This window comes from Chitinophaga niabensis, from assembly GCF_900129465.1.
In the GTDB taxonomy this organism is placed as follows: domain Bacteria; phylum Bacteroidota; class Bacteroidia; order Chitinophagales; family Chitinophagaceae; genus Chitinophaga; species Chitinophaga niabensis.
Genome location: NZ_FSRA01000002.1, coordinates 2,714,212 through 2,726,548, shown reverse-complemented (window position 1 = coordinate 2,726,548; position 12,337 = coordinate 2,714,212). Strand labels below are relative to the sequence as shown.

Sequence of the window (12,337 nt, the reverse complement as noted above, 5' to 3'; positions counted from 1 at the left end):
ATTGACCTTATTCCCTGCTGCTGTAAAAAAAATATTTCAGGGAAAGAGAAGACGAATGATACAAAAGGAAAGCAGGGTGGCAATATGATCGGAAAGGAGTATATGTTGGCGGATAGCACGGGTAGCTTTCAGGAGATGGTCGCTGATGGTGGATACGGAGATCCCCATCATCAGGCTCACTTCCTTGTAACTCTTCCCTTCCACCTTGCAAAGTTCAAATACACGCTTGCGCTGAGGCGGTAAAAGGTTAATGGCCTGGTTCAGGATAGCGCTCTTCTCCCGTTCATAGATATTCTCCTCCACATGCAGGTAACGCTCAGAAGCGAGGTCCATCAACTGTTTACCCAGCTTTTTATCCTGTGCGGCTTTTCTGAAGAAATCCACCACACAGTTCTCTGCAATACGGAAAAGGTAAGAGCGGAAAGATTTATCGGGGTCGAGCGTATTGCGCTTTTCCCATAACCGGATAAATACCTCCTGTAATATTTCCCGGGCAGCTTCTTCCCTCTTTGTGAGTTTCAGAAGGAACCCCAACATCCGGGGGCTATACAGACCGTACAATTGTGCAAAAGAACCTGTGTCTCCAGCCCGGAGCTGCAGCAGCAATTCTCTTTCATTCATTATAGGCCTGCTTTTCATGTAAGAACAAAGAAAGCTAAATAATCTTAAATCCCGTATTAAGTATAAATTAAAAATCCCTCACCTGTTGCCTGGTGAGGGATTTTTTTTGTTCTGGTTAAAATACTATCATTTCACCAGCGCTTCAATAGCTTTATGTACCTTATCAAAGGGGAACTGCTTTAAAACCGCCTCCATCTGTGCTTTGATCTCTGCAGTGCACAAATTCCCAATACTCCCTTCATGTGTATGCTGAATGTTCGTGTCCGGTTTAAATACCCCATTCTCGATATCATGGCCTACCTGTTTATAAGCCTCCCGGAAAGGCGTGCCTTCCAGCACTAACCTGTTCACTACTTCCACACTGAAAAGGTATTGGTACTTTTCATCTTTCAGGATATCTTCTTTGATACGGATATTCTCCAGCATCAGGCGGCTCATTTGTAAACAATTCCGCAGCGTGGTAAATGCAGGGAAGAGGTTTTCCTTCAGCAATTGCAGATCACGATGATAACCGGAAGGTAAATTCACCGTCATCATAGCAATCTCATTAGGCAAAGCTTGTAGTTTATTAGTATGCGAACGGATCAGTTCCCATACGTCCGGGTTCTTTTTATGCGGCATAATGGAAGAACCTGTAGTCAGTTCATCCGGGAAGCTAATGAACCCGAAGTTTTGGTTCATGAACAAACAGGCATCCATGGCCATTTTGGAAAGTGTAGCGGCAATACCCGCGAGTGCAAAGGCTACCAGTTTTTCCGTTTTACCACGGCCCATTTGTGCATATACCACATTATAGCTGAGTGTTTCAAAACCTAATAGCTCAGTGGTCATGGTACGGTTCAGGGGAAAGGAAGAACCATAACCGGCAGCAGAGCCCAGGGGGTTTTTATTCACTACGGTATAAGCGCCATGCAACATGGTGAGGTCATCTACCAGGCTTTCCGCATAAGCGCCGAACCACAATCCGAAAGAGGAAGGCATGGCAATTTGCAGATGGGTATAACCAGGTAAAAGATGGGTTTTATATTTCTCGCTTTGCTGCTGAAGCAGATCAAACAAAAGTTTAGTTTCAGCAACAATGGATTCCAGCTCACTCCGTAAGAACAACTTTAGATCAACAAGCACCTGATCATTGCGGGAGCGGCCACTGTGGATCTTTTTACCGGACTCACCCAATCTGCGGGTAAGCAATAATTCCACCTGGGAATGAATATCTTCTACGCCGTCTTCCAGCACAAAATTCCCGTCTAGTATTTCACCGTAGATATTCTTCAGTTCTTTTTGCAATACGCTGAGATCTTCTTTTTCCAGCAGGCCGATAGATTCCAGCATGGCAATATGTGCCAGTGAGCCCTGCACATCAAACGGCGCCAGGTAGGCATCCATTTCACGGTCCCGGCCAACGGTGAACTGCTCAACTGCAGCCAGTGCTGCTTTATCTTTTTGCCATAATTTCATACTGCATCAGTTTAAAGATCATACTTACCAAATACACGTTCTTTGATCTCCGGCCATTCTTCTTTCAACATGCTGAAATAAACAGAATTACGCAACCAGCCGGTCCAGGTAATGCAATGATGGCGGAAGATACCTTCTTCCTTGCAGCCAATAGCCAGCATGGCATTGCGCGATTTCAAATTACGTTCGTCCGTTTTCAGTTCTACCCGGTTAAGGCCCATCACTTCAAATGCGTAACGAAGCATTTCAAACTTCATGGCCCTGTTAAGGCCGGAACGCTGATAAGAAGGATGGATCCAGGTATACCCTATTTCGGAACGTTTATGTTGTGGCACCAGCGCACAGAAACGTGTGCTGCCGGCTACTTTGCCTGTTGTTTTATCGATCACCACAAAAGGGATACTTGTTCCCAGCTCCCGCTCTTTGAGTGCGATAGCTATATACTGTTCCAGTTCCTCACGATTGCTCACGCGCGTAAGGCCCACTTCCCAGAGAGAAGGTTCCAGTGCTACTTCCAGCAATGCATCCACGTCGGATGTTTGCAAAGGCCGTAATAGCACACGTTTATTTTCCAGTATGGGTGAAGTATCCATGATCCGCTAATTTACGCCATTCACAATGGATAGCAATTTAATGTACGTATCTATCCCCTGCCTGATCTCTTCCAGGTAAATGAATTCATCTGCTGTATGCGAACGGGCAGAATCACCAGGGCCTACCTTTACGGAAGTAGCTGGTATCAATGCCTGGTCCGATGTAGTGGGAGAACCGTACAGTTGTTTGCCCAAAGATAATCCCGCTTTCACCAATGCATGATCACGTGGAATAAAGGATGGCCGCATCCGCATGGAGCGGGGTGTTACATCACATTTCACGTGCTGTTTGATCACCTCCAGCATTTCTTCCAGCGTATATTGATCTGTTGCACGAATGTCCACAACAAAGGAACATTCAGCAGGTACTACGTTATGTGCTTTATTGGAAGTTTGCACCACCGTTACACTCATTTTCACAGGGCCCAGGGATTCCGATACTTTAGGGAAACGGTAAGTGCGGAACCAGTTGATATCGTCCATGGCATTGTACAAAGCATTCTCCCCTTCGTCCCTTGCTGCGTGCCCCGCTTTACCATGTGCCACACAATCCAGCACCATCAATCCTTTCTCTGCAACCGCAAGATCTGTTTTTGTGGGTTCCCCTACAATGGCCAGGTCTATTTCAGGCAATACGTTCAGGATGCTTTCAATACCATTCACACCGCTGATCTCTTCTTCTGCCGTGATGGCAACAACAATGTTATAAGGCAGATCGTTCTTTTCATAAAAATGAAGGAACGCAGCCAGCAGGCTTACTAAACAGCCACCTGCATCATTACTGCCAAGACCGAAAAGTTTACCATCTTCCACGGTGGGAGCAAATGGATCGCGGGTATATTGTGGATTGGGTTTAACAGTGTCGTGATGAGAATTTAGCAGAATAGTGGGTTTGGCCGGATCAAAATGTTTATTCAGTGCCCAGATGTTGTTGAGGTGCTGGTTGTAAGCCACCCCTTTGTCTGTCATAAACTGGCCCAGGATCTTCGCAGTGCCCTGCTCCTCCTTACTAAAGGAAGGCGTGGCGATCAGTTGTTTTAAAAGCTGTACTGCATCTTCATAGTGTTTTTCGATACACATATAGTTAGCATATTAAAGTACCCGCTACAGCATCGGTGGTATTCTTCCGCACATCATCAGCATGGCCGATCAGTACTTCTTTCACACCACTTTCAATGGCGTTAAAAGCATTCTGCAGTTTCGGCAAAATACCGTCTGTTAATACGCCCTCTGCCAGTAGCGTTTGATAGATATCACGGTTGATAAGGTTGATCACGGAATCATCGTCTGCTGCATTTCGCAACACGCCCTTCTTCTCAAAACAATAGATCAGGCGTACTGCGTAACTGCCGGATAGAGCGATAGCCAGTGAAGAGGCAATGGTATCTGCATTTGTATTCAGGATCTGCCCTTTCCCATCATGCGTCAGTGGAGAGAATACAGGGGTGAGGCCTGCATCCAGCAATAACTTCACAGAGGAAATATTCAGTTCTTCAGCAACCACATCCCCCACAAATCCATAATCGATCTCTTTCACAGGGCGTTTAGAAGCAGGTATGCTATTCGCATCTGCCCCCGTTAATCCAATGGCATTACAGCCAACAGCCTGTAGCTTTGCAACGATCTGTTTATTCACCAGGCCACCGTACACCATCGTTACCACGTCAATTGTGGCGGCATCTGTAATGCGCCGGCCATCTACATAATTGGCTGTAATGCCTAATTTATCTCCGATGCGTGTAGCAATCTTTCCGCCGCCATGGATCAATATCTTCTTTCCCTGGACCTTGGCAAAGTCCGCGAGGAACTGCTCCAGTAAAACAGGATTATCGATCACATTGCCGCCTACTTTGATCACATATACCATCATTATCGCTTTGCTTTTAGTTTCTCAATGCCCGCAAGCGGGCATTGTCTCCTTTATCTTGCTTTTAATATTTCGCTTAACACCGCCTGCGCAGCCCAGGTACGGTTACCCGCTTCCTGGATCACAATCGACTGTGGTCCGTCCAGCACTTCATCCGCAATCACCACATTCCTTCTTACAGGCAGGCAGTGCATCACAGATGCGTTGTTTGTATCCTTCAATGTTTCATTCGTCACCATCCAGCTTTGATCTGTGCAGGTGATCTTGCCATAATCTTTATAAGACGACCAGTTCTTTACATACACAAAATCCGCTCCTTCCAATGCTTCCTTCTGGTTATGGATGATAGGTGCTTTACCACTGAACTTAGGGTCCAGCTCATATCCTTCCGGATGTGTGATCACAAAATCTACTTCACCCCATGCATTCATCCACTGTGCAAAAGAGTTAGGCACAGCCTGTGGCAGTGCTCTTACGTGAGGAGCCCAGGTCATCACCACTTTTGGTTTACGCGGCTGGTTCCAGCGTTCCCTGATGGTGATCACATCTGTTAAACTCTGTAAAGGATGCAGTGTAGCACTTTCCAGGCTCACAATCGGCTTGCCTGCATACTTAATGAACTGATTAATATATTTCTCCGTATAGTCTTCTTCCTTATCCTTCAAACCGGGGAATGTACGGATAGCCATGATATCGAAATACTGACCCATCACTGCTGCTGCTTCTTTCACATGTTCCGTAGTACTTCCGTTCATCACCACACCATCGTTCATTTCCAGCGCCCAGCCTTCTTTGTCGATGTTAAACACCACTACTTCCATGCCCAGGTTCCTGGCTGCCACCTGCGTACTTAAACGTGTTCGCAAACTTGGGTTCAGGAAGATCATTCCCAGGGTTTTGTTTTCACCCAGTCCTTTATCTTTAAAAGGATTTTTCTTGTAGTCCAGTGCTATGTCCGCGATTTGCGGGACACCCGGAACATCCTCCACGGAAATAAATTGTTTCATCGGCGGCGTTAGTTTGCTAGTTCTTTTTTAAATGCATTTAAAAAATGGTCTGCCTGTTCCTTATTCAAAGCCAGTGAAGGCAATAACCTGATCACATTAGGTTTCGCTTCGCCGGTGAATATTTTATGTTTAAATAACAATTCCTTTTTTACATGCGCCAACTCATCAGGCAGGTCTATACCTATCATCAGCCCCACTCCTCTTACTTCTTTCACCTGTGGTATCTTCTTCAGTTCAGTGATCAGGTATTCACCGATAGCCGCTGCATTCGCCATCAGGCCTTCCTGCTCTATCACTTCCAGTACAGCCAGTGCTGCCGCACAAGCCAGGTGGTTGCCACCAAAGGTGGTACCCAGCATGCCATACACGGGTTTAAACTTTGGTGCGATGATGATGCCTCCGATCGGGAAACCATTGCCCATCCCTTTTGCCATGGTATAAATATCTGCATTCACACCGGCATGGTCATGAGAGAAGAACTTACCGCTTCTGCCGTAACCACACTGCACGCTATCCGCGATGTATACAGCATTGTATTGATCACACAGGCTCCTGATCTTTTGCAGGAAAGCTGCAGAGGCAACATTGATGCCGCCCACACCCTGGATACCTTCAATGATCACGGAAGAAATTTCGTTTTCCTGGAATGTTTTTTCCAATGCCGCCTGATCTTCCCAGGGTAGAAAGATCACGTTATCCGTTTCATTCACCGGTGCTACGATCTTGGGATTATCCGTAGCTGCAACTGCCAGGGAAGTTCTGCCGTGGAATGCTTTCTTAAATGCAATGATCTTTTTCCTGCCATTATAGAACGATGCCAGCTTCAGGGCATTTTCATTAGCTTCCGCACCGGAGTTCACCAGGAACAACTGGTAATCTTCCTTACCGGAAACCTTGCCCAGCTTTTCCGCCAGTTCTTTCTGCAAAGGAATATGAATGGAATTGGAATAGAATCCAACTTTACTTAACTGATCTGTTAACCGTTTAACGTAATGAGGATGGGTATGACCAATAGAAATTACAGCGTGACCACCATAGAGGTCCAGGTACTCCTGGCCTTTATCGTCCCATACGTTAGAACCCTGTGCTTTTGTAATAGTGATATCGTTAACCGGATATACGTCGAATAATTTCATACAAAGAGAAATGATAGAATGATAAAAAGAAGATTAGAACACGATGGATTTGAGCTTCAACCCGGCTGTTTCTTCCAGCCCCAGTATCAGGTTCATATTCTGTACTGCTTGTCCTGATGCACCTTTTATCAGATTGTCCTCAATAGTGTGGATCACCAGTTTGCCATCCACTTTTTCCAGTTGGATGATGCATTTATTGGTATTCACCACCTGCTTCAGATCAATTTGTTTCAGGCTCACATGTGTGAAAGGATGGCCTTCGTAATACTTAGTGTATAGATCGTAAGCCTCTTCCAGTGACAATGCGCAATCCAGATATGAAGTGACCCAGATACCCCTTGGAAAATCTCCCCGTACGGGTACAAAGTTGAGCGCTCCTGAATAGGCAGGCTGGAGCGCCTGCAAGGTTCGTCGGATCTCCTTCAGATGCTGGTGCGTGAGCACTTTGTAAGTAGAAATATTATTCGCCCTCCAGGTAAAGTGGGAGGTAGATTGTAAGCTTTGTCCTGCTCCTGTGGAACCGGTAATGCCGGTAGTATGTACTTCATTCAGCAAACCTGCTTTCGCCAGTGGCAAAAGGCCTAATTGAATGCCTGTGGCAAAACAACCCGGGTTAGCAATGTTTGATGCTTTTTTGATGTCGTCCCTGTGCCACTCCGGCAAACCATATACAAAGGTCCTGCCTTTCACGCTTTCACCCAACCGAAAATCCTGGCTGAGATCGATGATCCTCACAGCAGCAGGAATATCATTGTTTTCGAGGAACTTCACAGATTCACCATGACCCAGGCAGAGGAAGATCACATCCACATCTTCCAGGACCTCTCCTGTGAATTGCAGATCTGTTTCACCCAGCAGGTCACTATGAACAGCGTATAAAGGATTGCCAACATTACTGCGGCTGTGCACAAATGCCAGTTCCACATCAGGGTGGTTCAACAGTAACCGGATGGTTTCTCCGCCTGTATAACCTGCCCCGCCAATAATGCCTGCCCTTTTCTTATTTGAAGTTCCCATTAGTTTATTTATTTTCTTCGTTCACCTGGTTCCAGATCATTGTTTGATTACCAAAGATCTTGCTGAAACCACGTACATCTTCTCCGCTCCAGCCCTGGTTCATCTCTCCGTATTTACCAAACTTGCTGCTCATCAGATCAAAGGCAGAAGAGATACCGGTTACCTGGAAACGGTATGGCAACAGGGTTACAAATACTTTACCGGTTACATGCTGCTGGCTGTTTTCCAGGAATGCTTCGATGTCGCGCATCACAGGGTCCAGGATCTGGCCTTCATGCATCCAGTTACCATAGAATTGTGCCAGCTGATCTTTCCAGCTCAGCTGCCATTTTGTGAGTACATGTTTTTCAAGCGCATGGTGTGCTTTCAGGATCACCATAGGTGCTGCGGCTTCAAAACCAACACGGCCTTTAATACCAATGATAGTATCGCCCACATGTATATCCCTGCCGATAGCAAATGCACCTGCCAGTGTTTGCAGGTACTGGATCGCTTCTGCGGGATGAGAGAATTTTTTATCGTTCACACCCAGCAGCTCTCCTTTCTCAAAAGAAAGTTCTACCTGCTCAGGTTCATTTTTCGTTAATTGTGTAGGCCATGCATGTTCCGGCAACATACCGTTCGAGGTGAGTGTTTCCTTACCACCTACGGAAGTACCCCAGATACCTTTGTTGATAGAGTACATCGCCTTTTCAAAGTTCACCTGCACACCTTTGGATTGGAGATAAGATATCTCTTCTTCCCTGCTCAGTTTCAGATCACGGATCGGGGTGATGATCTCTACCCCGGGGATCATGATATGAAAGATCATATCGAAACGAACCTGGTCGTTACCGGCACCGGTACTGCCATGTGCTACGGCATCCGCTCCTACTTCCTTTACATATTCTGCAATGGCGAGGGCCTGGCTCATCCGTTCAGCACTTACGCTCAGCGGATAAGTATTGTTCTTTAACACGTTTCCGAAAATGAGGTACCGGATCACTTTATCATAATAAGAGCGAACCGCATCTACTGTCTTGTGACTTTTCACACCCAGACTGTAGGCGCGTTTCTCGATCTCCTGCAATTCTTCAGCAGAAAAACCACCCGTATTCACGATCACGGAATGCACTTCATACCCCTTCTCTTCAGAAAGATATTTTACACAATAAGAGGTATCAAGCCCGCCGCTAAAACCCAGTACAACTTTTTTCATATTCGTTATTCGTAATTAATTCAGTTATTGATCACAACCATCCAAAGAAAAACCGCTTTTTAGAAGTACCGGCAGCACCGCTTCCTCCATTTTTCCTGACAGCTTTTAACAGTACATATTTTTTAAACCGCAGCCATCTTTCAAACAGCGAAAAATTCTCCTTAAATCTACGCTTCTTCCGTTGTTCGTGTATGTTACCATTTAGTGTAACCACCAGTTTGTTCTTTTCTGCTTCTGCTTTCTGCTGTGCTTCTTTTTCCTTTTCCACGGGATCATACAGCATAGCGGTACAAAGGCAGTTCGTACGTTTTTTACTGGTGAGTACATCAAAGTTCACACAGCTCTGGCAGCCTTTCCAGAACTCTTCATCATCTGTGAGTTCGGAATAGGTCACCGGCTCGTAACCCAGATCGGAGTTGATCTTCATTACAGCAAGTCCTGTAGTAAGACCAAAGATCTTGGCATCCGGATACTTCTTACGGGAGAGTTCGAAGATCTTTTCCTTGATAGCTTTGGCAACGCCATGGCCACGGAAAGCAGGGTTCACAATAAGACCGGAGTTGGCCACGAACTTTTCATGACCCCAGGCCTCAATATAGCAGAATCCAACCCAGTCGCCAGATGCGGTGAGTGCAATCACTGCTTTACCTTCATCCATCTTCAGCTGCACATATTCAGGAGAACGTTTTGCAATGCCGGTTCCCCGGGCTTTTGCAGAAGCTTCCATTTCGTCAGTGATGGTTTTAGCATAATGCTTATCGCCGGCAGTAGCTGCCCTAACGATTATATCCTTATTTTCCAACTTGTTAAAATTGAAAATTGTGATTCAATAAGTTAATTTGAAATCCGTTGCCGGAACTACCAATGATGGGGAATCATGGTTGCGATAGCGGGTCTGTGACGGCGCTATCAAATACGAGGTCGTCGGGAGAGATATCTAAGGACAGGAAACCCAATAGCGTACACACCCTCTTCAAAAGAAGGATGATAAGCGGAGATGTTGGTATGGGTTGTGAGATATTCCAACTTCAGTTCGTAGTTAAATTGTTATAAAAATTCAGTCTTTTTCCATTAAAGTATCTGCAAAGTTATAACATATTTAAATATGGTAATCATTTTTTTTGGAGGAGATAAAAAAGGGAGGAACCCGAACCGGCCGGTGTTTCCTCCCTTTTACCAGAAGTGATTGCTATTCAGTTAAAATGTGGCTGAAAGCAGCTTCTGCATAGCTTTTGTTAAATTTTAGAATACGCCCACCTCTGCTACAGCTGCACGGGTTTCTTTCTCATCAGCCGGAGCGATGGCCACCAGCTTGAAGTATCTGGCCTGCGCTGCCTGGGAAAGCTTCACAGTCTGTTTCACCGGGCTGTTCAGGATATTGGCAAAACTGCCTTTGGCCACAGGGCTGCCCCAGCTTTTGCCATCCTGGCTCAGATAGAACTCGTAAGTATAGATAATGCCACCTCTTTCCCTTGGTGTATAGGTAAATCCGCTCACTTTAGTAGCTGTGCCCATATCCACCAGCACTTCCTGCGGATAAGCACTTCCCTCTTTGCTGACCCAGAAGCTCCTGGGATCTCCATCTATGGCTTTCGCAGCCTCACTGGTCCAGGAAGCGGGTGCCAGATCAAATGTGGTGGTTACAGTAGCGCCGGACTTCTTTCCTCCCTCAATAAAGGCTTTGGCCTTAATAGTGCCGCTTTGCGGGAAAGAAAATGCCTGCGTGAATCTGGCAGATGCCGTGGTAGGCTCTGTTCCATTCAGTGTATAGTAAAATACAGGATCAGTGGAAGCGCTGGTGATTGTTACCATGCCTGCTTTATCCCTTTTAATAACGGGATCAGCCAGTAACTCTGGTGCCCTGAAGAGTTTCACTTCACTGATAACCGGACTGGCCTTAGCATCCAGGATGCTGATGCGTACACTTTTAGTAGTTGTATTCGGTAATCTTAAGATACGTTTGTAACCAATAGTTGTTTCATTTGCGATCTCACGATATTCCTTTCCATCCAGTACGCTCACGCTGAAAGCCTTTACCCGCTGGCCCAGCGCAATAAACTCCTGCAGCTCCACCCGGTTGAAAGTAACTGCCTTTTCAAAGCTCAGCGTGATCACTCCCTGCAATTGACCTTCAGCAGTTGCCCAATAAGTATTGGGATTATTGTCTGTAAGGTAAGCCGCACTGGTTAAAGGACTCAGTGGACGGGTGTTGGTAGCGGAAGTACGCGCCCGCACTGCCAGGTTGGTTTTGAAGGATTCATCCAGCACTTTCCGCAGCTCCATCAAACGCAAAGAATCGTTCTTATGAATCAGCCCGCGGCGATCTACCGGAACATTCAGCAGCAGGTTGGCATTACGGCCAACGGAACCATAATAGATATCCAGCAGCCAGGGCAATGTTTTCACTTTATCATCTGTAGAAGGACTGTAGAACCATCCCGGCCGGATAGAAACATCTGCTTCTCCCGGAACCCAGTCTGTTCCATCTTCCTGTCCTTTATTCAATTTTGCCTGGATACCACTCATCCCCGGCGCAAATTCTTTCCTGTTGAGCGTACTCCACATGGTAGTTCCTGCAAATCCGTCCTCATTACCGATCCAGCGGCAACCGGGACCAGCGTCGCTAAAGAAGATCACGTTTGGATGTATCTTCGTAACCGTGCCTTCAAACAGCGGCCAGTCGTACACTTGCTTTTTGCCGTTAGGGCCTTCTCCATTTGCACCATCAAACCATTGTTCAAAAACATCCCCGTATTTAGTATGTGCTTCTTTCAACTGGTTAGCGAAGATCTGGTTGTATTCCGGCGTACCATATGCAGGGTGGTTCCGGTCCCAGGGAGACAGGTAAACCCCGAAGAGCAGTCCATACTCCTTACATGCAGCAGACAATTCAGCCAGCACATCTCCTTTCCCGTTCTTCCAGGCACTTTCCCTTACGGTATGTTTACTGTATTCGCTGGGCCAGAGGCAAAAGCCATCATGGTGTTTAGCCGTGATGATAATACCTTTCATACCGGCATTTTTTGCTGTGCGGGCCCATTGGCGGGCATCCAGTTGGGTAGGATTGAAAACTTTCGGATCTTCATCACCATGCCCCCATTCCTTATCTGTAAAGGTGTTAGGGCCAAAGTGAATGAACATGTAATACTCCAGCTTTTGCCATTTCAGCTGTGCAGCGGAAGGTAATGCGCCATAGGGCTTGATCTCTGGTTGTGCCCATGCTTTTGTAAAGCTGCATAACAGGAGGAATAAAGCTACTTTTCTCATAGTTACTGTATTGCGACGTGTACTCATAAAAATAAGTTACAGTCGTTTATTTATCCGCACTTTGGTAATATCAGGATAGAGAATGGTAAAATAATACCCATCTATCACAAAAATGTCAAAATTCATAAAAAGTGGTTGCGGATAACATAGTTAAAGCCCTACATTTAAAGCAG

Annotated in this window: 11 protein-coding genes; all 11 read right to left on the bottom strand. The window is 46.1% G+C overall.

The genetic code is table 11. The features are described from left to right. Nucleotides 1-36 precede the first annotated feature (36 nt). Nucleotides 37-621: an RNA polymerase sigma factor gene (locus BUR42_RS28475; protein ID WP_200798382.1), complete on the bottom strand. Its 585-nt coding sequence runs from the start codon at nucleotides 619-621 to the stop codon at nucleotides 37-39. A 126-nt stretch (nucleotides 622-747) separates the two neighbouring features. Beyond that, nucleotides 748-2,079 (bottom strand): argininosuccinate lyase, encoded by a 1,332-nt coding sequence (gene argH / locus BUR42_RS28470; protein ID WP_074242914.1) that lies wholly within the window; start codon nucleotides 2,077-2,079, stop codon nucleotides 748-750. Nucleotides 2,080-2,090: 11 nt separating this feature from the next. Next, nucleotides 2,091-2,672 carry a GNAT family N-acetyltransferase gene (locus BUR42_RS28465; RefSeq protein WP_074242913.1) on the bottom strand — a complete coding sequence of 194 codons (582 nt, stop codon included), beginning with the start codon at nucleotides 2,670-2,672 and terminating at the stop codon, nucleotides 2,091-2,093. 6 nt (nucleotides 2,673-2,678) lie between these two features. After that, the gene (locus BUR42_RS28460; RefSeq protein WP_143197622.1) at nucleotides 2,679-3,752 is read right to left on the bottom strand and encodes a M20 family metallo-hydrolase; all 1,074 of its coding nucleotides are present in this window, start codon (nucleotides 3,750-3,752) and stop codon (nucleotides 2,679-2,681) included. Nucleotides 3,753-3,756: 4 nt separating this feature from the next. Then, the gene (gene argB, locus BUR42_RS28455) at nucleotides 3,757-4,542 is read right to left on the bottom strand and encodes an acetylglutamate kinase (RefSeq protein WP_074242912.1); all 786 of its coding nucleotides are present in this window, start codon (nucleotides 4,540-4,542) and stop codon (nucleotides 3,757-3,759) included. Nucleotides 4,543-4,592: 50 nt separating this feature from the next. Further along, nucleotides 4,593-5,546, bottom strand: a complete 954-nt coding sequence (locus tag BUR42_RS28450; RefSeq protein WP_074242911.1) for a Rossmann-fold NAD(P)-binding domain-containing protein — start codon at nucleotides 5,544-5,546, stop codon at nucleotides 4,593-4,595. A gap of 8 nt (nucleotides 5,547-5,554) precedes the next feature. Further along, nucleotides 5,555-6,682 carry an aspartate aminotransferase family protein gene (locus tag BUR42_RS28445; protein WP_074242910.1) on the bottom strand — a complete coding sequence of 376 codons (1,128 nt, stop codon included), beginning with the start codon at nucleotides 6,680-6,682 and terminating at the stop codon, nucleotides 5,555-5,557. Between the two features lie 33 nt (nucleotides 6,683-6,715). Next, complete coding sequence (gene argC, locus BUR42_RS28440; protein ID WP_074242909.1) at nucleotides 6,716-7,699, bottom strand: N-acetyl-gamma-glutamyl-phosphate reductase; 984 nt, start codon at nucleotides 7,697-7,699, stop codon at nucleotides 6,716-6,718. A 4-nt stretch (nucleotides 7,700-7,703) separates the two neighbouring features. Further along, nucleotides 7,704-8,897, bottom strand: coding sequence for an argininosuccinate synthase (argG, locus tag BUR42_RS28435; protein ID WP_074242908.1), 1,194 nt, complete (start codon nucleotides 8,895-8,897; stop codon nucleotides 7,704-7,706). 31 nt (nucleotides 8,898-8,928) lie between these two features. Further along, nucleotides 8,929-9,699, bottom strand: coding sequence for a GNAT family N-acetyltransferase (locus BUR42_RS28430; protein WP_074242907.1), 771 nt, complete (start codon nucleotides 9,697-9,699; stop codon nucleotides 8,929-8,931). A 440-nt stretch (nucleotides 9,700-10,139) separates the two neighbouring features. Further along, nucleotides 10,140-12,191, bottom strand: a complete 2,052-nt coding sequence (locus BUR42_RS28425) for an alpha-L-fucosidase (protein WP_234979820.1) — start codon at nucleotides 12,189-12,191, stop codon at nucleotides 10,140-10,142. Nucleotides 12,192-12,337: the final 146 nt, after the last annotated feature.

What these genes read in the sequence shown, in the direction of transcription:
- BUR42_RS28475 (WP_200798382.1), bottom strand. Translation starts at nt 621, where the DNA reads ATGAATGAAAGAGAATTGCTGCTGCAGCTCCGGGCTGGAGACACAGGT.
- BUR42_RS28445 (WP_074242910.1), bottom strand. Translation starts at nt 6,682, where the DNA reads ATGAAATTATTCGACGTATATCCGGTTAACGATATCACTATTACAAAA.
- BUR42_RS28450 (WP_074242911.1), bottom strand. Translation starts at nt 5,546, where the DNA reads ATGAAACAATTTATTTCCGTGGAGGATGTTCCGGGTGTCCCGCAAATC.
- argH (WP_074242914.1), bottom strand. Translation starts at nt 2,079, where the DNA reads ATGAAATTATGGCAAAAAGATAAAGCAGCACTGGCTGCAGTTGAGCAG.
- argB (WP_074242912.1), bottom strand. Translation starts at nt 4,542, where the DNA reads ATGATGGTATATGTGATCAAAGTAGGCGGCAATGTGATCGATAATCCT.
- BUR42_RS28425 (WP_234979820.1), bottom strand. Translation starts at nt 12,191, where the DNA reads ATGAGTACACGTCGCAATACAGTAACTATGAGAAAAGTAGCTTTATTC.
- argC (WP_074242909.1), bottom strand. Translation starts at nt 7,699, where the DNA reads ATGGGAACTTCAAATAAGAAAAGGGCAGGCATTATTGGCGGGGCAGGT.
- BUR42_RS28465 (WP_074242913.1), bottom strand. Translation starts at nt 2,672, where the DNA reads ATGGATACTTCACCCATACTGGAAAATAAACGTGTGCTATTACGGCCT.
- argG (WP_074242908.1), bottom strand. Translation starts at nt 8,897, where the DNA reads ATGAAAAAAGTTGTACTGGGTTTTAGCGGCGGGCTTGATACCTCTTAT.
- BUR42_RS28460 (WP_143197622.1), bottom strand. Translation starts at nt 3,752, where the DNA reads ATGTGTATCGAAAAACACTATGAAGATGCAGTACAGCTTTTAAAACAA.